18 protein-coding genes are annotated in these 22,867 nt (G+C 37.6%); 5 read left to right on the forward strand and 13 right to left on the reverse strand.

Translation table 11 applies throughout. The features are described from left to right. Positions 1-47 precede the first annotated feature (47 nt). Positions 48-1,484 carry an MFS transporter gene (locus ACN9MR_RS17195; protein WP_426325430.1) on the reverse strand — a complete coding sequence of 479 codons (1,437 nt, stop codon included), beginning with the start codon at positions 1,482-1,484 and terminating at the stop codon, positions 48-50. Between the two features lie 143 nt (positions 1,485-1,627). On the opposite strand from ACN9MR_RS17195, the gene ACN9MR_RS17200 reads away from it, so the two are divergent. Then, the gene (locus ACN9MR_RS17200; protein ID WP_057932785.1) at positions 1,628-2,254 is read left to right on the forward strand and encodes a LysE family translocator; all 627 of its coding nucleotides are present in this window, start codon (positions 1,628-1,630) and stop codon (positions 2,252-2,254) included. 563 nt (positions 2,255-2,817) lie between these two features. Here the strand turns inward: ACN9MR_RS17200 and ACN9MR_RS17205 are convergent. Next, the gene (locus tag ACN9MR_RS17205) at positions 2,818-4,719 is read right to left on the reverse strand and encodes an amidophosphoribosyltransferase (protein WP_426325433.1); all 1,902 of its coding nucleotides are present in this window, start codon (positions 4,717-4,719) and stop codon (positions 2,818-2,820) included. A gap of 222 nt (positions 4,720-4,941) precedes the next feature. Between ACN9MR_RS17205 and ACN9MR_RS17210 the strand changes: the two genes are divergently transcribed. Genes ACN9MR_RS17210 through ACN9MR_RS17225 form a run of 4 tightly spaced genes read left to right on the forward strand, consistent with a single transcriptional unit; the run spans position 4,942 to position 11,803 of the window. Further along, entirely contained in the window at positions 4,942-7,719 is a 2,778-nt protein-coding gene (locus tag ACN9MR_RS17210) for a TonB-dependent receptor domain-containing protein (protein ID WP_426325435.1), read from the forward strand. Positions 7,720-7,727: 8 nt separating this feature from the next. Further along, positions 7,728-9,050 (forward strand): DUF4876 domain-containing protein, encoded by a 1,323-nt coding sequence (locus ACN9MR_RS17215; protein WP_426325437.1) that lies wholly within the window; start codon positions 7,728-7,730, stop codon positions 9,048-9,050. Positions 9,051-9,106: 56 nt separating this feature from the next. After that, complete coding sequence (locus tag ACN9MR_RS17220; protein ID WP_426325439.1) at positions 9,107-10,660, forward strand: DUF6850 family outer membrane beta-barrel protein; 1,554 nt, start codon at positions 9,107-9,109, stop codon at positions 10,658-10,660. 3 nt (positions 10,661-10,663) lie between these two features. Beyond that, positions 10,664-11,803, forward strand: coding sequence for a cytochrome-c peroxidase (locus tag ACN9MR_RS17225; RefSeq protein WP_426325441.1), 1,140 nt, complete (start codon positions 10,664-10,666; stop codon positions 11,801-11,803). Between the two features lie 467 nt (positions 11,804-12,270). Here the strand turns inward: ACN9MR_RS17225 and murI are convergent, their stop codons facing one another. From murI to ACN9MR_RS17280, 11 genes are all read right to left on the reverse strand, one after another. Beyond that, complete coding sequence (gene murI / locus ACN9MR_RS17230) at positions 12,271-13,089, reverse strand: glutamate racemase (protein ID WP_426325443.1); 819 nt, start codon at positions 13,087-13,089, stop codon at positions 12,271-12,273. Between the two features lie 380 nt (positions 13,090-13,469). After that, positions 13,470-14,048, reverse strand: a complete 579-nt coding sequence (locus ACN9MR_RS17235; protein ID WP_057932778.1) for an OmpH family outer membrane protein — start codon at positions 14,046-14,048, stop codon at positions 13,470-13,472. Positions 14,049-14,111: 63 nt separating this feature from the next. Beyond that, positions 14,112-14,642, reverse strand: coding sequence for an OmpH family outer membrane protein (locus ACN9MR_RS17240; protein WP_121283542.1), 531 nt, complete (start codon positions 14,640-14,642; stop codon positions 14,112-14,114). 100 nt (positions 14,643-14,742) lie between these two features. After that, positions 14,743-17,286, reverse strand: a complete 2,544-nt coding sequence (gene bamA, locus ACN9MR_RS17245; RefSeq protein ID WP_426325446.1) for an outer membrane protein assembly factor BamA — start codon at positions 17,284-17,286, stop codon at positions 14,743-14,745. A 149-nt stretch (positions 17,287-17,435) separates the two neighbouring features. Continuing rightward, a complete protein-coding gene (locus ACN9MR_RS17250; RefSeq protein ID WP_057932775.1) occupies positions 17,436-18,176 on the reverse strand; it encodes an isoprenyl transferase in 741 nt (246 codons plus the stop codon). A gap of 19 nt (positions 18,177-18,195) precedes the next feature. Continuing rightward, the gene (locus tag ACN9MR_RS17255) at positions 18,196-18,993 is read right to left on the reverse strand and encodes a DUF6089 family protein (RefSeq protein ID WP_426325448.1); all 798 of its coding nucleotides are present in this window, start codon (positions 18,991-18,993) and stop codon (positions 18,196-18,198) included. Positions 18,994-18,995: 2 nt separating this feature from the next. Continuing rightward, complete coding sequence (locus tag ACN9MR_RS17260) at positions 18,996-19,877, reverse strand: NAD kinase (protein WP_426325450.1); 882 nt, start codon at positions 19,875-19,877, stop codon at positions 18,996-18,998. A 9-nt stretch (positions 19,878-19,886) separates the two neighbouring features. Continuing rightward, on the reverse strand, positions 19,887-20,549 hold the full coding sequence (locus ACN9MR_RS17265; RefSeq protein ID WP_426325452.1) for a CBS domain-containing protein: 663 nt from the start codon (positions 20,547-20,549) through the stop codon (positions 19,887-19,889). Continuing rightward, on the reverse strand, positions 20,550-21,314 hold the full coding sequence (locus ACN9MR_RS17270; protein WP_426325454.1) for an alpha/beta fold hydrolase: 765 nt from the start codon (positions 21,312-21,314) through the stop codon (positions 20,550-20,552). It abuts the gene before it with no gap. A gap of 182 nt (positions 21,315-21,496) precedes the next feature. Further along, positions 21,497-21,943 carry a GatB/YqeY domain-containing protein gene (locus ACN9MR_RS17275; RefSeq protein ID WP_426325456.1) on the reverse strand — a complete coding sequence of 149 codons (447 nt, stop codon included), beginning with the start codon at positions 21,941-21,943 and terminating at the stop codon, positions 21,497-21,499. Positions 21,944-22,042: 99 nt separating this feature from the next. Further along, complete coding sequence (locus ACN9MR_RS17280; RefSeq protein ID WP_426325458.1) at positions 22,043-22,804, reverse strand: SDR family oxidoreductase; 762 nt, start codon at positions 22,802-22,804, stop codon at positions 22,043-22,045. Between the last annotated feature and the right edge of the window lie 63 nt (positions 22,805-22,867).

Consider the following 22,867-nt stretch of genomic DNA (forward strand, 5'->3'; position numbering starts at 1 on the left):
GCCACAAAGAAATAAATCTCTGTGGCTGCAAAATTACTTTATTAAAATTAATGTCCGCCAGAAAGTTTCTTATCGAAAGAAATTCCCTGCGATCTTAAAATTCCACTTACTCTCCAGGCATAAAATGCCAGGTAGGCAAAACAGATAATACCAACCACATAACTGTATTGGATACCTGTAACTTCAGATACAACCCCCTGAAGCCAGCTGATGATGCCACCACCCATAATCATCATGATGAGGAAACTACTTCCCTGACTGGTATGCTTACCTAAACCACTTACCGCTAAAGTAAAAATACATGGCCATAATGTACTACAGAATAAGCCAACACTTGTAATGGCATAAACACTCACCATTCCTTTTGTAAGCATCCCGATTAGTAATGCAGTAATACCAATTGCCGAAAAAATCAATAACATTCTGGCCGGATTACCTTTACTCGCCATATCAGCAGCAATTAACACCAATATAATCAAACCGTATACATAAAATGGAGCAAGATCATGTTTTGCTATAGCATTTACGGCTAAGAAAATACCAAAAGCTAAATATGGTGCAATAAAACGTAATACTTTTTGTGTGCTGATATTATCAGTAAAAGCTTCAACAGCACCTGTCCAACGACCGATCATCATACTTGCCCAATATAATGAAATATAAGGTGCAATATCTTTTATGGCAAAGCCTAAATCTTTCTCCATGTAAGCAGGCAGGTTACTTGCGGTAGAAACCTCAACACCTACGTAAACAAAAATAGCAATCATCCCCAAAACCAATTGTGGATATTGCAAAGCAGATCCCTTAATCGATTTAGTATCATCAACCGAGGCTTCCACCAAAGCAGGTCGATCAGGTAACGATGACATTTTCAGGAAAATAGCAACGGCAATAAAAGCAACTCCCAAAATTAAATATGGAATTTTAACACTTTCTACGCTGATATCGGTAGATGCATTTGCTGCAGAACCGAAAATAGCAAAACTCACAATTAGAGGGCCAATAGTCGTACCAAAGTTATTGATACCGCCAGCCAATGTTAAACGTTGCGAGCCGGTTGTAATCGGGCCTAATGCAATTGCCAAGGGATTGGCCACTGTTTGTTGTAATGAAAAACCCAAGGCTACGATAAACAGACCCGAAAGCATTAAAGGGAACGAGTGAAGGTTTGCAGCTGGATAAAACAATAAGGTTCCAAGTGCAGAAATAACCAGGCCAAGCGCAAGCGAATTTTTATAGCCCAGTTTGTTTACAATATCTTGTCCCATTATAACAGAAATACCGTTATAAATTAAAGCACCCACTGTATAAGCAATATAAAATGCCAATGAAACCAATTGACTTTCGGCCTGCGATAAATCAAAAGCTTTTTTAAATACCGGTATTAAAATGTCATTACTGGCGGCTACAAAGCCCCAGAAAAAGAATACCGTAACCAAAGGAATAAATTGCCCCCACTTGGTTTGTGTTTGTTCTGAAATCATTTTTTAAATTTAGTTTTAGTGGCTCTAAACATAAATAAAAAAAAATGAAAACCAGTAAATTTTATGCAACCTATGCAACAAAAATAAATGTTAAATGTTTAGGTATAAAGTTGCATATTCGCATATTATAAACAATACAATGCATGTTTGAAGCCATATTACTAGGTATAGGAGCAGGGATTATTTCGTCGTTTTTAACAGGGCCGGTATTTTTTGCAATGATCAAAACCAGCATAGAGAGGGGCTTCAAAGCTGGGTTTTCTTTAGCCGTTGGTGTAATTATTAGTGATGTGATCTTAATTGGCCTGGTTCTTTTTGGCAGCCAGTTTTTCGATTATAAAGCAGAATTCGATAAATATGTAGGCACCATTGGCGGCCTATTTCTGTTAGCCGTAGGTATATATTATCTGGTTTCTAAAATAACGGTGCACTATAATAGTTCAACGCTTCAAAAAGTAAGTAAACGCGGTTATGTAATAAAAGGATTTTTAATGTGCATCCTCACCCCCTCTACCTTAATGTTCTGGATTATTGTAAGCGGGATCATCTCGGTTAAATTGAACAACATGCTGAACGAGAAACTAGTCTGCTTTTTTATCGCCATGGCTACCCAATTGAGTATAGATGGTGCAAAGAGTTTTTACTCCAGCAAACTCCGTTATAAAATAAAAGAAGATGCACTGAAGAAGCTCAATAAAATTGCCGGGGTAGTTATCATCTTCTTTGCCTTCTGGCTGATCATTAAAACTTATCTGAAGTTTTACGCATAGGTTTTTATCACAAAGATTATAAAGAAAATCGCAAAATACACATCTTATTGTTAGCCACGGAAACACAGAACACACGGAATTTCTTCATGTTTTGTCATCAGTAGTAACACTAAAACAGATCCTGAGATAAATTACCTGCGGTGAGCTCGCTAAAGGCTCGGTTTACTGCATAGCTTTTCGCTGCGTCATAGGTCAGGATGACGCACAATTGGGAAAACAATTGAACCTTCACGAAGTTAATTAGTTTGTGGCTTGGTGGTTAAAAGTTTTGAAAAGCAGGTACAGTGCTACTATTATTGTTAGTCCTGCCAATGCTTCAAGTCCTCACTCGTTCCTCGCTCCGGGCTTTACGCGAATGTCAGGTTTAGATTGGAGAAGACAGTAGTAAAATCTACATATCCCTTGAAAGATCCTGAGATGAATTAAGGATAATGTAGAGAGCAACGATGTCACCCTGAGCGGAGTCGAAGGGCTCTTATCCAGTGTTCTCTCTGGCAGAAAATGAGCGCAAAAAATAGCCCATATAAAATATGAGCTATTTGTTATTCAAAATATTTTAGGGATTAATAAGCCCTTTGGTTGTTTCCTTCTTTCCAGTTAACAAAAGCTTTATTTACCACTTTGTTACCACCTGGTGTAGGATAATTTCCTGAGAAATACCAGTCACCTTTGTTTTTCGGACAAGCTTCGTGCAGGTTCTCTAAACTTTGATAAATTACTTCAACCTCAGCAACAGTACCTTTTGGCGTAATAATCTGTGCAATTTTAGCCGAAATTTCTTCTGGAGTAAACGGTTTATAAATTTCCTTAACGTGATTTACAATTTCCTCTTTAGGTAAAAGTAATGAGGCTTTACATTTAGTGTAAACATCTTCTATCACCTGCCACATGCCGCGCTCCGTTAACAGTTGAATAGCCGCATCGAAAGCAACAAATTGCCCCATCCTACTCATATCGATACCATAACAATCAGGGTAACGGATCTGAGGTGCAGAAGAAACAATAATAATTTTCTTAGGGTGTAAACGGTCAACAATTTTAATGATACTCTGCTTTAATGTAGTACCACGTACAATCGAATCATCAAGTGCAACTAAAGTGTCCTGATGGTTATTGATAATACCATAGGTAGTATCGTAAACGTGTGCCACCATTTCACTACGGTCTGCGTCCTGAGTAATAAAAGTTCTCAGTTTAACATCCTTAACCGCCAGCTTTTCTACACGGGGCGCTAAAGATAACAGGTCTTCAAGCTGCTGATCTGTTAATGTTTCTTTTTTATGTAAAAGTATATCTTTCTGGTGCTTGCGTACATATTGCTGAACACCATCAACCATTCCAAAAAAGGCTACTTCTGCCGTATTTGGAATAAATGAGAATACTGTATTTTTTAAATCATAATTAACGGCCTGAAGGATTTTATCGCTTAATAAGCGACCAAGCTGTTTACGCTCACGGTAAATTTCAACATCACTTCCTTTTGAGAAATAGATGCGCTCGAAAGAACACGATAATCTTTCGGTAGGCTCGCGGAACTGCTCCATGCTCACCTCGCCGTTTTTCTTGATAATTAAAGCATGCCCAGGATCGATCTCTTTAACATCTTTAAACTGGATATTAAATGCGGTTTGTAAAGCTGGTCTTTCAGATGCCGCTACAACAATCTCATCATCATAATAGTAATACGCCGGACGGATACCTGCCGGATCGCGCATAATGAACGAATCGCCATTACCCACCATACCACAGATCGAATAACCTCCATCCCATGTTTTGGCTGAGCGGCGAAGAATATTGGCAATATCTAAGTTATCTGATATCTTGTGTGTAATCGCAACGTTATCATGTCCCTCTTTTTTGTACTGATCGAAAAGCTCCTGATTTTCATCATCTAAAAAGTGACCGATTTTTTCTAATACCGTTACAGTATCTGCTTTTTCTTTTGGATGTTGACCTAACTCGTACAATTGCTCCAATAACTCATCAACATTCGTCATGTTGAAGTTGCCCGCAATTACCAGGTTACGTGTCATCCAGTTGTTTTGCCTTAAAAAAGGGTGGCAATTTTCGATGCTGTTTTTACCATGCGTACCATAACGCAAATGGCCCATTAACACCTCGCCGATAAAGCTTACGTTGTTTTTGAGCCATTCTGTATCCTGCATTAATTCAGGCGTGTTTTCCTGGATATCAACAAATTTGTTCTGTACATATTCGAAGATATCAGCTACCGCATTAGATGCCATGCTCCGGTATCGGCTGATGTACCTACTGCCCGGTTTCATATCCAGCTTAATGGTGGCAATACCTGCGCCATCCTGGCCCCGGTTATGCTGTTTTTCCATTAAAAGGTATAATTTGTTAAGGCCGTAAAGTGCTGTACCGTACTTTTGCTGGTAGTAAGAAAGTGGTTTTAACAGGCGAATAAAAGCGATTCCGCATTCGTGTTTTATCTGATCACTCATTGTGTGGGTTTGAAGCCGCAAAGTTATCCTTTTAACTTGTTACAACCTAAAGAAAAATGTTTTCTTTTAAGATGATGAGTTTTAGCTGACAGATGTTCTAAATGTATGACAAAATGCATTTCTTACTAAAAATCCTGTATTATTAATTAGAATCTTTCTAAATAAGTTGCATAGTTAGTGTAAATTTCACACTTTTGCTGCATTATTAAGATTTAGTCTAAATTGAAGAAACTTTACACATCCTTATTATTCTTTTTTATTTGCCTCACTGCGCTGGCGCAAGTAAGAAATGTGGTTACCGGAAAAGTGGTCGACCCTCAGAACAAGCCTTTAGAACTTGTTAACATCAAAATTGTAGAAACCAACCAATATGCCATTACCGATAAGCATGGTATGTTCAGGGTTAACGGATCAGAAACGAATAACGTTTTAACTCTCGAGTTTTCTTACATCGGCTACCAGAAGTTAAGCGTCCCTGTAACTGTTAAAGCCGGAGAAACCAATCTTGGAAATATTCAGTTAAAGGTTTTAGATCTAAGTCTGAAGAATATCGAGATCAATGCCAAACGAAATTACTCAGGCTCTACCAACTCCTCGCTGATTATTACCCGAGATTTGATTGAACAAACTCCTGCGTTGAGTGTGAACGATTTGCTAAATCAGATTCCGAATAGGAAAATTCAACCGCCATCGCTACAGAATGTACAGAATTTAACATTACGATCAACGTTTGCGCCTACTACTAGCGGAAGAAGCGATTTTGAATTAAATAACTCATTTGGAGTCGCTATTGTACTAGATGGTAACCCAATTAGCAATAATGCAAATATGCAGAGTAGGAATGTTGGTATAGGTGGTATGGGAAGCTCGGTGGTAACTTCTGGGGCAGGGTATGGTTTAAGAGGAAGTGGTAGTAAAACCTATTCAGGCGACTATGCATTTGGAGGTACAGATTTGAGGCAAATTCCAGCAGATAACATTGAAAGTATCGAAGTTATTTCTGGTGTTGCTCCAGCCAAATACGGCGATTTAACTGATGGTGCAGTGATAATTGAAAGGCAGGCTGGTGTTTCACCTTATTATGTAAGGATGCAATTAAGAGATAACGCAACGTCGTATGGTGTTTCGAAAGGTATTAAGTTAAGTGATAAACTCGGAGCTTTAAATTTGGGTGTTAACTATGTGAACTCCTTTGCTGACAATCGTGATAAGCTAAAGGAATACAGAAGGGTTAACACAAGTGCAATGTGGACCAATAGTTATGGTAAGGATAGTGAGTTAAAAAATACATTAAGCTTTGACTATGGCAGAAATCTGGATGGGATAAAACAAGATCCTGATGATCCAAAAAGTACTAAGACGAGGTTCGATAGCTGGAATTTGAGTATAAGTAACCGCACAAATTATCGATTAAAAGATGATTTTTTCAAGAGTATAAGCTTAAATTTAAATTACGCTGAAGGTCACCAGGTTACCTATGATGAACAACTCGTAAATGAAGCTTATATCTTATACTCAGATGCTGTAGAGACAGGAATTACACGTGGCAAATATGATACTGGGGTCTATACTGCTATTTCTCAAATTGATGGCAGACCTATAACTTTTTCAACACGATTGGATTTAAATTCAGAATTTAAAACTGGAGATATAAACCATTATTTATCTTTTGGAGTAAATTACAATTACAGCGCAAATAAAGGCTTAGGGCAAATGGTAGATCCCAATGCTCCGAGAGGAGGTGTTAGAGTAACCTCAACCACCTTTACATCAAAAAGTTCAGAACGTTTTTATGACTTTAACCTAGCCAACGCTATAAAAGATCTAGGTTTTTATACTGAGGATATGTTCAAAGCAAAATTATTTGATCACGATTTGAACGTCAGGGCTGGTGTCAGACTGGATATTCAGAATGGTTATGCCTCATTTGCCCCAAGAACAAATATTAATTATGAATTAAGTAATAACTTTAAAATTGGTTTAGCTTATGGTCTTGCCTTTAAATCTCCCGGACTATCTCAAAGATACCCAGGCCCTACCTTTAGAGAGATTCCATTATTAAACGCCTACAATGGAAATGCAAATGAAAGTATTTATTTGTTGTATGTAAATAGATATGAACCAACCAATGAAAATTTAAAGGCGTCAAAAAGTGAAACGATCGAATTTACAACCCAAATAAAAATAAAAGATTTCAATCTCTCATTAGCAGCCTATAATAAAACCAACACTAATGGTATAAGTACTGTCCATGATTTTAAGGCATTAACTTTACCGACCTACTCTGCAGTAATCACTCCTGGCCAACCTGCAACTTATACTCAAACAGGTTCAAGAATATATTCTTTAGATTATTATAGATTTGATAATGACTTAAGATCAGAAAATCAAGGCTTTGAGATAATTGTAAACACTCCAGAAATTAAAGAAATTGCAACTTCCTTTAATATTAGTGGTGGTTTTTCAAGAACTGCTTACAAATCAACATATCCAATAATTACAAATGCAGTTACCTCATTAACTACCAGTACTAATCCAAAATATGCAGTTACAGGAGTTTATGCGCCACGCAATCAGAGGGCTTATTTCAGTACAAGTAGAATTACTGCATCAACGCATATCCCTAAAATAAGTTTAATACTACAGTTTACGGCAGAATTTGACCTCTTGAACAAAACAATTAGTGCAGCAAATCAATATACTCCAATTGCCTATTATACATTGGATAACAGCTATATTCTTGTCAACAACTTTGATAAGAATGATCCTTTAACCGGACATCTATATAAAACTCCTGAAGAACTAACTGCCAACAATTTACCTAAAATTATATCAAACTATCACCTAAGCATTGGGAAAGAGGTTAAGAAACGCTTCAGGTTCTCTTTTAATGTATACAATGTGTTTAACTACCAGCCTTACTACACCAATAATGGGGGATCAATAACATTTCCTAATTCAGCCCCAACATTCGGAGCTGAAATGTCATTAAAACTTTAATTCGAGAAATGATGAGAAAATTAATAATATTTATATTCTGCGCCACATTTTTGTTATCCTGTAAAAAAATCGGAAATCCTGAACTTCATTCTATCGATTTGAAAATTATTACAAGTTATGCATCAACCGAACTCGGTAAAAAATTATCATTACATACTATACAGGTTAAGATTCTTAATGTTAATACAAATGTGGAGAAAGAATTATTAACCGATGCAAGTGGTAATGTTTCTTTCGATGGCATTTCTCCAGGTGTGTATGATATTAGTGCAACTATAAAAATCCCTGCAGCAACGTATACTGCACTAACTGGAGAAATAACCGATAAGGATGTGATTTTTAATGCATCAAATAAAAATAAAACAATCAGCTTAAATGACGCGTCAGTGTCTTTAAAATTAATATCTGGAAATATAGGGAGCTGGTTAATTAAACAAATTTATTATGCCGGTTCCAACACAACAACAGGAGCAGGTTTTCGAGACCAGTTTATTGAAATTTATAACAATACCGATTCCATTATGTATGCTGATAGTTTATATTTTGCTGAAATTACTGGTCGCCAAAGCTATACAAACGCTAGCTACTATACTCTACCTAATGGCCAGTTGGATTGGAGCAAATCAGTAAACATGCCAACCAATATAGACGCTAATAATAATTATATTTATCCAAAGGCATTATTTATGTTACCCGGCTCAGGGAGGCAGTACCCTGTACAACCTGGAGCAAGTATTGTAATTGCTCAAACCGCAGTAAATCACAAAGCACCATTTACTGGAACAGACGGAAAAACCATTACCGTTCGCGATCCTTCTCTAACAATTGATTTAAGTGGAGCAGACTTTGAAGCCTATTATGCGCCTTTTTTACCAAGGCCATTAGCATCTGATATAGATAATCCATCTGTTCCAAACTTAATTGTATTGGCTTACAATGGCACAGATATGCTATTCGATAATCCAGGCAGAACAGCATATATTGTTTTTAAAGGAGATGGAATAACAGAGGTTAAGAATTATCCAGTATATAACTATCCGACTATTTCTGTTCCTTCTTCAACATCAGATAAGTTTTACCAAATACCAAATGCGATTGTAATTGATGCCGTAGAAATACAACCAAATACTGCATCGGCTCGGGTTCCGAAGAAATTAGGCGCCTCATTAGACGCAGGCTACACATTTGCTCCTAATGGGCAATACAGTTCTCAGTCTGTTATTAGAAAAACAGATAAAATGGAGAATGGCAGGAGAATTTTAAAAGACACAAATAATTCAACTGAAGATTTCGATTATTTCAGTTTAGCTGCTCCAAGAGGATTTAAATAAACAACAATATTATGCCTACGGGCACCCACGCCATTATTTGTATTCTATATAATAAAATGAAGAAAATATTTTTATCAATCTTAATATTACAGTTGTTTTGCTTCTTTAGTTACGGGCAGGGCAACAATGAGTCAGCAGTTCAAAGCTTAACAAACAAAATTTTCAATGCCGATTCTGTATCAAATACCTCTTTTGAATTTGCTAAAAAAAGTCCATTTAATATCCGTTCACTAATGCCAACTCAATATAGCAACATTACCCTCGGTTATAAACAGGAAAAAGGTTCACTGATGCTAGCTCAAGATGCAGGAAAAATTAATGAAACCTATTTAAAAACTGAAGGTAGTACGCAGTTAGGCACAGTCATGTTGTGGGGTCTTTTTAGTTATCACAAAACTTTCGAAGACAGTACGATGTACAATCACCAGACCAGAAATAATATTTCTGCGCCATACTATTTTGGTTCTCCAATTAATGTAAGTTACGAACGCGCCGTTTACAATCTTAAAGTACTGACTGAGAAAAACCTAACAGCGAATAACTTACCATTAGGCCTAGGTGCTGACTACCGCATTGGAAATCATTTTTCCACTAATGATCCAAGGGGAGCAATATCCGATTTCCAATTTAATATTACAGCTACATTGGGTTACACGTTTTTTAACCAACTTAAACTGGGTACGGCATATAAATACGGTTATGGTCAAGAACGCTTTAGTGTCGATTATAAAAATAACAGTTTTTCACAAATTGTTTTATTGCCTGCCTATAATAACTATTTAATAAATGGATATGGTGAGGCCTATGTAAAGAACACAGAACGTGACTTTAATAATGATCAAACCAGAAAGGGTGTTGATGCCTACATAAATTATGAATCTAATAATATTGGTAAATTCTATTTTTCATACTCACTTGTTAAAGAAAAACAGAAATATGTAAGATCGAACTCCAGTGGAATATTTAATTTCAATCAGTACAGTATAGAAAGTAACATTTTCAATTTACTTTGGCTTAAGAACTTTAGCAACAAAAAGCTATCCGTTATACTAAACTATAATAATGTTAATGGAAAAGACTTAAACTATATATATCTGGCTAATAATTACCTTTACAATGCTGAACAAATTGGTTTAAAAACCATTTTTTCAGTTAAAAGTCAAGCCAATTTATTTAACTATGTCCTTGGAGCTAATAAAGACGGTGAGGAAAGAAAGGATGGTTTGACCGAAAATAATTTAAAATATAATCGCTTAGATTTAATCGTAGGTTTCGGATATAACAGAACAACGCCGAAATTAAATAATTGGGGCATTAGTTTGACAGGAATTTATAGCTTACCCCTAAACGACTATTTAATCGTTCCTGCTATAAATGTTGGACAATTTACTCAAAGAGTAATTTATTATGATTATATGTACAACACTGCTACGAGAGTAGGCGGAAATTTAACTACAGATTATAGCTTTTCTGCCTTCAATCAAATTCAGGCTGGTATTAAAATAGGTGTGAGTTACTTATCACGTACAGATATTAAAGATCGTAACTATACATATCAGCCCGGCAAAGACCGTTTTTCTTCCAATATCAGCCTAAACCTCTATTTTTAACCCATGAATAAAATTTTTGCCCTTATTGCTTTAGCCCTTACCGGATTAATTCTATTTTCTTTTCAATCAGCCGATTTTAACAACGACGATGAACTGAGCATAGATAGCCTGCGCAAAGTTTATTCAAAACCTACCGATCAATGGCCAAAACCTATGGTAGATCAGGGTGCCGTTTTTCAGGAATTGGGCGAACTTCCACCCTCTCCTGTCGATTTAAAAAACGATTCGGTAAAAAATGTAGTGGAGCTGGGTAAAATTTTATTTTTCGATCCGCGTTTGTCGGGTTCGAACCAGATTTCGTGTTCAAGCTGCCATGCACCAGATTTACACTGGACAGATGGCCGTCAGGTTTCTGTAGGTCACGATCATTTAACCAATATCAGAAACGCACCATCACTGGAGAATGTTTGGTTTTACAAACGTTTGTTCTGGGATGGCAGGGCAAACAGTTTAGAAGAACAGGCCGGCAGTCCGGTGGCGGCACATAACGAGATGCACCAGGACATGAAAGTTTTACCCAAAAAACTGAGTAAAATTAAAGGTTATCAGCCTTTTTTCACGGCTGCATTTGGCTCAAAAGAAATTACCAATAAAAGGATTTTCGAAAGTCTGGCTACTTTTCAACGCAGTATAGTGAGTAGAAGAACCCCTTTCGACCGTTTCCTTGCGAAAGATAAAAAAGCATTGACCGATCAACAATTAGTGGGCTTACATTTATTCCGCACCAAAGCACGCTGCATCAATTGTCATAATGGGCCATTTTTTACCGATAACGAATTTCATAATGATGGCTTAACCTATTATGGCCGTAAATATGAAGACTTAGGCTTATACAATGTAACCAAGAAACCAGAAGACGTGGGCAAGTTCAAAACCCCTGGACTGAGAAACGTTATGAAAACTGCTCCCTGGTTTCATAATGGTCTATTCCCTGATATGGATGGCGTAATGAACATGTACAATGTGGGCATGCCGGTACAACGTGTGAAACCGGAACGGGTAAATGATCCTTTACTCCCTAAAAACGATAAGCTGTTAAAAGGGTTAAAATTGAGCACTGCAGAAAAAGATGCAGTTGTTGCCTTTTTAGAAGCATTATCTTCTCCTACAGTACTGACCAGGGTAGCGCAATTGCCACAGTAATTAGCCTGGGGTGTTGAGTTGGGCGTTTGGAGGCAGTTAAACGACATTCAGTATAGAACAGCCAGCGAAAGGGCTGTATTTAATTACCCCTGCTTTACCTGTTCTTTACCCTTTGTTGCTACCAGGTTAACCCCAGGATAACCCCAGGCTTACCTTTTCTTTACCCTGGGGTTACCTAAAAGGTAAAGCCAGGCACTGCTTTGGGGCTTTCTTAGGTGAGCCAGGGCCGATGCTGTCTGCCAGCAAGTACGAAGCGCACCCGATCAGAAATGGTCTTAAAATACATTCCTACCTGTTTTAAAGCGTATAGCTTTGCCAAAGAATATCCTCAATCCGTTAACATTTCATCTTAGTGAACAGTACTAACCAGACATCGGTTGCGAGTTATAATCTGCATTTGACAGTTAACCGATTCCAGCTGGCTATTGGCCGTCAACAATCAAACAATCTGACTATTTAACAATCCATCACATCTTATCCGATTTTAAGGGCTCCCCGAAAAAAACAGAGGCGTGTTCATCAAAAACTGCAGGATCACCGCTGCTATAGAAATGTCTTTCACCCTGTTTAGCTAGTTTTTCTTCGATCTCAGAATGTCTCTTTAAATAATCAGCTAAACTATTGGCTACAATCTCGCCTTGCGTTAAAACGCTTATATGGCTGGGGAATACATTCCTTAGTTTAGGCATTAATAAGGGGTAGTGCGTACAGGCCAGTAATACACAATCGATAGCTGCCGATTGGTTAAGTAATTGATCGCAATACTCATTTATAAAAAAGTCTGCACCTGATTGTAAGTGTTCGTTGTTTTCGATCAGTGGAACCCACATCGGGCAGCTTTGCTGGTAAACCTTAATCTCCGGAAAAAACTTATTGATCTCTAAAAGATAAGATTGGGAATTAACGGTGCCTCTGGTTCCCATTACGCCTACCGATTTAGTGCTCGTATAACCATTAATTACCTCAGCTGTGGGCCTGATTACACCAAGCACTCTTCTACCGGGATACTTAGCAGGAAGATCTATTTGCTGGATTGTTCTAAGCGCTTTTGCAGATGCTGTGTTGCAGGCCAGGATAACCAAATGGCATCCTTTAGCAAAAAGCCATTCTACGCATTCTAAAGTATATTTATAAATGGTCTCGAAAGAATGATCGCCATAGGGAGAACGGGCATTATCGCCTAAATAGATATAATTGTAATCGGGCAATTTATCGGCAATAGAACGAAAAACCGTTAAACCACCATAACCTGAATCGAAAATACCTATGGGCGAAGAGTTTTGCATCTGTGCTGTTGAAAGTTAGAAAGGTGTAAAGTTAGAATGTTTGTTGTAAAGTTGAAATGTTTTAGTATTGGTTAGAATGTTGTAAAGTTCAAATGTTTAGCACCATTGAACAAAACTTCCAACAAGAAAATCGTCATTTCGAGCGGAGTGCAACGTAGTCGAGAACCACGAAGTGCTCAGCGAAGCTAAATCTATCAAGTGTAGATCTCTCCACTCCGCGTTGCTCCAGCCGATAGCTATCGGATCGAGATGACGACAATCTAGATAAATCGGTGATTGGAAATCCTTCAAAAACAAAAAGCGGAACTAAGTTAAACTTAATTCCGCTTTATATTTTGAATTGGTAAGAAGATTTTGGACTCCTTACTCCCGATTCAGAACTACTTTTTAGGTGCTGCTGGTTTTGCTGCAGTTGCAGTGATTCCTAATTTAGTTTTTACTGAAGCAGTAATATCATCACCACCATCCCAGAAAACTAAATTGTTACCACCTTGTCCGTTTGCGATATCGAAAACGTAAGCTAAACCTTTTTCTTTAGCTACAGCAGAAATTGCAGTTGCAACTTTAGCCTGGATAGGTTGGAATAATTCACCTTGTTTAGTACCTATATCTTGTGAAGCTTTAGTACGCGCATCGGTAATGCGTTTTTCTAAATCCTGTAATTCCTGACCCGCAGCTTGTAATTCTTTACCCACTGTTTCTTTGTTAGCCTCACTCAAAGTTTTTTGCTTAGCTTCTGCTGCAGCCATTTTACTTTGATATTCTTTGATCATTGCATCAATATCGGCTTGCTTTTGTTTACCTAAGGTTTCTAAAGTGGTTTGAGCTGTTTTAGCCTCTGGTAAATTTGCAAATACCTCTTCAGAATTAATGTGACCCAATTTTTGTTGTGCACTTGCCATATTCGCTGTAAACAATAACCCTGCTGCTACAAAGAATACGTTAATTAACTTTCTCATCGTTTTATTTTACTTTTTTATTTTTTTCTAATTGTTTTTCTTCAAAAATCAGGGGCGAATATACTAATTATTTACAGTCCCTGGTTTATAACCTAATTTTACAATTACGTCATTACTAACATCGTAACTGCTACTTGCATAAATCATCATTGTTGCTTCACTGCTCTTGTCGAAAATGAAGTCTAAATATTTAGATTTTGCAATCTGTTTAATCGCCTCGGCTACTTTATCCTGAATGGGTTTAATTAATTTTACCCTGCTCTGAAAAAGATCCCCATCTGGCCCAAACTTAGAACGCTGAAATTCTTTAGCCTGTTTTTCTTTTTCTATAATCTCGTTTTCACGGCGCTTGCGCATATCGTCGGTTAACAAAACCTGATCGGCCTGATAGGCCTTGTACATCCTGTCAATTTCAGAAAAATTCTGATCTACTTGTTGCTGCCATTGTTTAGAGGCAACATCTAATTGACTTAGTGCCGATTTATATTCCGGTAAATGTTTCAAAATATACTCCGTGTCTACATACGCAAACTTCTGTGCAAAGGCACCGAAAGAAGTGCAAAGCAGGAATGCGATAAAAAGATATTTTTTCATTTGTGTGTGTGTTAATGATATAGTTAATAACCTAAGCTTTCTTTAAACTCCTATTGCAATGATTTATTGCATAATTAGTTAATTTTTTGTTCTTTATCAATTAAAATCCACCTAATTGTTGTGCGATACTAAATGTAAAGTTTTGCTTTCCTCCGTCTGATAGCCCAGGTATGGTATCAAATGCATGTCCATAATCGATACCCAACAAACCAAATATAGGAAGGAAAATCCTTGCACCTACACCCACTGATCTTCTCACGTTAAAAGGATTAAAATCACCAAATCTGTTCCAGGTGTTACCAGCTTCAGCAAAGGCCAGAACGAATGCTGTGGCTTGTTGGCTTGCAATAACGGGATAACGTGCCTCTAATACATATTTGGTATAAATTGGGCTACCTGATTGCTGTGCTACAGCCGGATCGGAACCGTTCGGAATAACGGCATTGTTTGCGTAACCACGCATCGCGATCAGCTCAGATCCCTGTAAGAAATCAAATCCCTGCATACCATCGCCACCCAATTTAAAACGCTCGAATGCTGATTGCCCAACAGCTTTGTTATACTGCCCTAAGAAACCAAACTGCGCCTGAGCTTTGATTACAAGGTTACCGGCTACACGTTGATACCATTGTGAATCGAATTTCCATTTATGATATTCAGTGAAGCGATATTTCTCCCTATCTGATGCCGTTGCATAGTTTGTTTTATTTAACAATGAAAACGGAGGCGTTGCCTGAATGGTGAAACGTAAGAATGATCCAGATTTAGGGAAGATTGGCGAGTCTCTTGAATCGCGGCTGATCTCCTGTGATAAGCTTATATTATAAGATGTACCAGTATTGAATAAATATCCTGAATAGTTATTTAAGATGTACTGCTGTACACTAACAGCATGGCTTAACTGGAAATAGTTATCTGGCCAGTTTAATCTTCTACCCAAACTAACCGTTACACCGTTTAAACGTATTTTTTGAAACTGTGCGTTATCAGAACTTAATCCATTAGATTGTAATGAAGTAAAAGCGCTCACACCAAAACTTACTGGTTTCTCGCCACCAAACCAAGGTTGTGAAAATGAGAAACTATACGATTGGTAATATTTACCGTTGGTTTGCCCACGTAAGCTTAATTTCTGCCCATCACCTTTTGGCAATGGTTTGTAAGCCTTTAAATTAAATAAGTTACGTAACGAAAAGTTGTTGAAGGTTAAACCTAAGGTACCAATGATACGGCCACCACCAAAACCACCTGATAGCTCAATCTGATCTGAAGGTTTCTCTTCTACTGCATATTCAATATCTACAGTACCATCTGCCGGGTTAGGGCGAGGTGTAGGTACAGTTTTAGATTCGTCGAAGTTACCCAATTGACCAATTTCGCGGATGGTACGGATTAAATCACTTTTGTTAAATTTCTGCCCTGGTTTGGTACGGATCTCACGTAAAACAACTTTATCGTTTGTGATGGTATTACCTTTTAAGGTAATGCGGTTGTTGGTATACTGTGGTCCTTCGTACATGCGTAATTCCACATCAACCGTATCGCCATAAATTTTGGTCTGTACCGGATCGATATTAAAAGTTAAATATCCATTATCGGTATACATACTATTAATGTCGCCACCGTTTTCGCCACCGCCGTTTAATTTTTTATTTAATTTTTCTTCGCTAAAAACATCACCTTTTTCGATGGTTAAAACTTTTTGTAGAATACTATCCGGATAAATGGCATTACCGGCCCAGGTAATATTACCAAAGTAATATTTTTTTCCTTCGTAAAGGTCCATCCTAATGTTAACCTTTTTTTTGTTGTGCTGGTAAATGGTATCCTTTAATAATTCAGCATCACGATAACCTTTCTCGTGCATTTTGGCAATCATTTTTACCTTGTTCTCTTCGTATTTCTCTTTTGCGAATTTTCCGGAGCCCCAAAAGCGCCACCAGGCAAATTGTTTGGGGGTTTTAAGGTATTTTCTAAGTTTTGCTGATTTAAAATCTTTGTTGCCGGTAAAATCGATATGCTGTACTTTAACACGGTGACCTTTATCGATATTTGCTTCTAACACCACACTGTTTTCTGCATTCGGATCTTTACGCGTTTTGTAATTGATCTCGGTAAAGAAGAAGCCCTTATCCAATAAGTATTTTTTAACAATAGCTGAGGTGGTATTGTACAGGTTATCGTTTACGATTTTACCTGTTTTATCATTTAGCTTTTCCTGAATTGCAGTTTTTTCAGATTTACGGATACCTTTTAAATCGATTGAGCTTAAACGTGGGCGCTCCACTACTTCAATTTCGAAATAAACAGAATCCTGAACAAACTTTTCGATATTAAGTTTAACATCATCAAACAATCCCTGTGCCCAAAGCGTTTTAATTGCTTCAGAAGTTGCCTCGCCAGGAAGAACGATTTTATCGCCTTTAGTCAGTTTAGATAAGGTAATTAATACCTCCTTATCTAAATATTGGGTTCCGGTTACCGTGGTACCACCAATGATATATTCTTTTGGACTAAAATAATCGAGATCTAAGCCACCAACCTTTAAAGAAGGGGTTACCGGTGCCTGACCTTGTGGACGTACTTGAGCGAAGGCCGGAGCGGCTAAAACTAGTAGGATTAAAACTTGAAATATTCTTTTCATTAAAATTATTTGTTCAGTAATGGCCAAAAGGTAACGATATTTTATAAAGCAAAATTTCTTTACGTTGTTCCCTTATTATGGTTTCATTTATCGTATAAAAGTGGTGCTAAGTTAGTTTAAACGCTTGTTAAAAAGTGTTAAAAGAAAAATTAGTTTAATTGTTCACTAATTTTACCAAAACGGCGTTCGCGTTTTTGATAGTCTACAATAGCCTCGAAAAGATCTTCTCGTCTGAAATCCGGCCATAAAACATCAGTAAAATAAAACTCGGTATAAGCCATTTGCCAAAGCAGATAATTGCTGATACGGTGCTCCCCACTGGTCCTGATCATCAATTCCGGATCTGGTATATTTACGGTTGTTAGTTTTGATGAAAACAGGTCTTCATTTATATCATCCAAAGAAATGGCATTGTCTTTTACTGCCGATGCGATTTTTTTGGCAGCCTCCAAAATCTCCCACTTTGCACTATAGCTCAACGCTAATGTTAAAGTACATTTTTCGTTATGGGCAGTTTTTTCCATGGCTTCTTTTAAATCATCTATACATTCTTGAGGTAAAGATGCAATATTGCCAATGGCATTAAGCTTAATATTGTTTTTATTAAGTGTTTCGGTTTCTTTGTTGATGGTAGAAATCAGAATCTGCATCAATGCATCTACCTCTTCTTTGGGCCTGTTCCAATTTTCTGTAGAAAAAGCATATAAAGTAAGGTACTCAATACCTACTTCAACACAACCTTCTACAATGTCTTTTACAGAAAGTACACCTTGCTCATGTCCGAAAACCCGCACTTTACCCTGGCCTTTTGCCCATCTTCCATTACCATCCATGATTACGGCAATGTGCTTTGGCAGGCGGCTATAGTCTATTTGTTCTTTAAATCCCATTAATTATGTCAAAATCAGCTTAAAAGGAATAGCATTTTGAGGATACAAAGGTAAAAGATATGCCAACACTAACAAATAGATAAGTGTCCCTTTTTCGAAAATCGCCTCTTTGCGTACCTGCCTGTCCGATTTGGTAGCGTGAAGGATCGGATAAATTGACCTGATTTTGGCCATTTCCAACAATTACAGGATTAACCGGATAGCGGCCGCTCACATCATCAATATAATCGGTAAGTGGTGTCCGGTAACCGAGTTCGGTAAAAACACTCCAGGTATTTTTGTAATTGTACCTTAGCCCTAATCCGTATGGAATGGTTAAAACAGCATTGCTGTAACCATTTTCCTGACCTTCAGTTGCGAGTCGATCTAAGCGGTATCTTTCACCATCAATTTTTACCGTGGGTTTAAAAACAACTAAACCAACACCAGTAAAAAGGTAAGGCGTGAATTGCCTGGTTCCACCACCAATACTGAAGTTAAAAAAATTAAAATCGATCAAACCACTAAATTCGTTTAATGCTGTTTTAAAACGCAGATTTCTTTCGCGGAACTGCTCATTATTGGAGTTGGCATCATCTGCCTTTATCTGTCCGTAAGTATAATTTAAGCGAACACCCAAATATTGGTTAAAGTTCCGCTTTACATAAGCACCACCCGAAAAACCGCTGATCTGCAAAGGATTGTTCTGATTGAGATCGCCCATGTAGCCTGCCCCTCCAGCCATTAGCCCTACTTCCCATGTTCCTTCCTGCGCACGAAGAATTTGTCCGCTAAAGATAAAAAAGAGGAGAATTAACAGAGGTTTGGTTGGCGTCATACTTAGTAGTTACGGGTATCTATGCCCCATAATAATTTATTTCTTAACGTGTTTAAGTAGGTTTCATTGTTAAGGCGGATAAGATTTACGCAAAAATCTGCCTTTTTTATGCTAATTTTTACTGAACGTTCTACGGTGACCGTTCGGCTATCGCACGAAACCAAAAATTTCGATTCTCTGGCTTCTACCTCAAAAGAGAGTTTATTATCATCTGGTACAACCACCGGCCTCACATTTAAATTATGCGGCGCAATGGGTGTAATTACAAAATTTTCAGAATCAGGATAAATAATCGGGCCACCGCAGCTTAACGAGTATGCTGTAGAACCTGTAGGGGTAGCAATAATTAATCCGTCTGCCCAATAAGAGTTGATAAACTCATCGTTCATTGAAGCATGGATAATCATCATGGCAGAATTATCGCGACGGTGGATAGTAATATCGTTCAGTGCAAAATTCTCTTCTCCAAACAGCCCATTATCTGATTCTAAAGTTAAAAGAGAACGGGAATCTAAGGTATATTCTCCGTTAATTAAGGCTTTTAGCGCCGATCCTATTTCATTTTTGTTGATACTGGCCAAGAAACCCAAGCGACCGAAATTGATCCCGATTACCGGTATGCCCGAATTGCGGATTAGCGACAGGGTATCGAGTAAGGTGCCATCGCCTCCTAAGCTCAATAATACATCAGCAAGTTCTTTTAGTTCGGTATGGTTATGAAAAATAACCGTATTGGCAGGCAACTTAATTTTACCATGAAGGGATGTTTTAAACTTTGAATATAATACCGGCTGTATATGATGTTCGGCTAAATGATTAAAAACCTCTTGAACGTAGGGCAAAACCGTATCATTAAAATCTCTCCCGTAAATTGCAATCCTCATAAAGTAGGTTTATACATTTAAATAGTTCATGAAAGAATCGTAACGCTCCTGCGACCCATCATCAATCTGCGTGTTATTATATACCTCTTTAACCAGATAATCATATCTTTCAAACGAAGCTACCAATGAAGTAATCTCGGTTTTATTTACTTTGAGCGTTACTTCTAAACGTGTAGAATCTTCGAAAGAATTCACGTAAGAAGAGAGCACCTGTGCATTATCGGCTTCAACAATCTGTGCAATATGTGCCAGAGAATTATCGCGGTTACTTATTTCCAAAACAATAATTCCTCCAGGTTCATTTACCGCATACTGCTCGGCCACGGCATTTACCATGTTATTGATCGAAATTATACCAACATAATTTTTCTGTTGATCTAAAACCGGAACAGCTGTTAATTTTAGCTGACTCAATAACCTGATTACATCATAGGTATGTACATTACTCAATACGAAAACATTAAGTATGTTTACCGCACTATCGCTTAAAAGTGTATCGTGATTATCAATATTTAGTAAATCATCTTCAGAAACCAAACCCAATAAAGTAACCTCGTTAACAACAGGCAAATGCTTTAGTTTAAAATCGTTCATGCGATCTAAAGCTTTCTGCACCGTGTCATCGGTCCTTAGTGATGGAATTGCATCTGATATGATTTCTGCTGCAAACATTTATTTTAACAATATTCTATCTAAAAATTTCTCTAAAAACGCATTAAATATTTCCGGATGCTCCATCATAGGCGCATGCCCACATTTATCAACCCAATTTAATTCCGAATTCGGCAACAATTCATGAAACTCTTCTGCCACTTCTGGTGGTGTAACCTTATCGTTTTTACCCCATATTAAAGAAACCGGTATGGTAATTTTCGACAGTTCTTTAGCCATGTTGTGGCGGATTGCCGATTTTGCCATGGTTAAAATCCTAATCACCCTCGATCTATCGTTAACCGTTTTAAAAACATCATCAACCAGTTCTTTGGTTGCAGTTGCAGGATCGTAAAAAGTAAATTCTACTTTTTCCTTAATGTAATCATAGCTCTCCCTGCGCGGGAAAGACCCTCCAAAAGCATTTTCATATAAACCAGAGCTACCTGTTAGTACCAGGGCTTTAACAAACTCCTGATGGGCAACCGTAAATACTAAACCCACATGGCCACCAAGCGAATTACCAACAAGCACTACCTGGTTTAAACTTTTATATTTTAAAAAGCGATGAAGATATCTCGACAATGCTTTTACGCCCAATGTTAAAATAGGCAAATCGTAAATTGGTAAAATTGGGATAATTACTCGATAGCGATCTTTAAACTGTTCTATAACCAGTTCCCAATTGCTTAGTTCGCCCATTAGGCCATGTAGCAATACCAGTGTCTCGCCTGTTCCAGCTTCGATGTATTTAAATCCGTCTTCTTCTATTATCGGGTAGGTCATATATATTCTAGGTGGTATTGTGCTACTAAGTTAGTAGAGTAAAATTAAATTTATGCATTTCTATGCCATTTTTCTGAAATAAAATGGAAAACGGTATAAAAACGTTATTTGCATTGCGTAGAGCGATAAGCGGCCAGCGATTATTGACCTTCTACCTTACACCGTTATGCCCTCTACCTCAATTAAGCTAGTTTTTCTTTAACAATCTCAGCAATTAATTTACCATCGGCTTTACCTGCAAGTTCCTTGTTTGCCATCCCCATTACCTTCCCCATATCCTTAACCGACGTAGCACCAGATTGTTTGATTACAGCCTCGATAATTGTAGCAACCTCTGCCCTGTCTAACTGTTTTGGCAAAAATTGATTAATCACTTCAATTTCTTCTTCTTCTACCTGGTACAGATCTTCGCGATTTTGTTGCTTGTAAATATCAGCAGATTCGCGGCGTTGTTTAATCAGTTTCTGAAGAATTTTAAGTTCAGTTTCTTCCGTAATTTCTTCTGAAGATCCTTTCTCTGTTTTAGCTAAAAGTAAAGCTGCTTTTATTGCTCTTAAACCTCTTAACTGTGCATTGTTTTTAGCCAACATGGCTTTTTTTATTTCCTGATCTATTGTGTTTGATATCATTTTTAACCCCAAACCCCTAAAGGGGCTTTCCTTTCATTAGTTTAAAATAAAAAAAATATATTGTTATTTCCTCCCGGTATTAATTCCCCCTCCAGGGGGCTAGGGGGTTCTGTTTATAATTGTTGCTGTAGCCTGTGCGGCAGGCATAATCAGCATGTCGTTAATGTTAACGTGTTTTGGCCTGCTTACTACGTACCAAATGGCATCTGCAATATCGTCGGCAATTAGTGGCTCCAGGTTTTCGTATACCTTTTTCGCCCGGTCTTCATCACCTTTAAAGCGCACCACCGAAAATTCGGTTTCTACCATGCCAGGATTAATTTCAGTAACCTTTATGCCGTGGGGCAATAAATCGATACGCATACCTTTACTCAAAGCATCAACAGCATGTTTGCTGGCACAATATACGTTTCCATTTGGATAAACTTCTTTTCCGGCAATAGAGCCAATGTTAATAATATGGCCTGATTGGTTTGGAATCATCCAGTTTGAAACAATTTTGGTTACATAAAGCAAACCTTTTACATTGGTATCAATCATGGTGTCCCAATCGTTGGTATCCCCTTTATCAATTGGATCTAAACCCTGGCTTAAACCCGCATTGTTAATCAGAACATCAACCTTTTTCCATTCTGTTGGCAAAACTTCTAAAGCAGCGGTAAGACTTTCTTTATCGCGGACATCGGCAAAAACCTGTTTGATGGTAATGGCATACTTGTCTTCTAAATGATGGGCAATTTTTGCCAACCGGTCTTCTCTTCGTGCCAATAATACCAGATTATAACCTTGTTGTGCAAATGTATGTGCGCAAGCTTCGCCAATACCAGAAGTTGCGCCTGTAATTAATGCGATTTTAGACATTTTTATGAATTTTAAGTCTCGGTAATGCTTTAAGATACCATCTTTGATTTACCTACACCAACA

The sequence above is a fragment of the Pedobacter sp. R-06 genome (genome assembly GCF_049913135.1).
Taxonomy (GTDB): Bacteria; Bacteroidota; Bacteroidia; order Sphingobacteriales; family Sphingobacteriaceae; genus Pedobacter.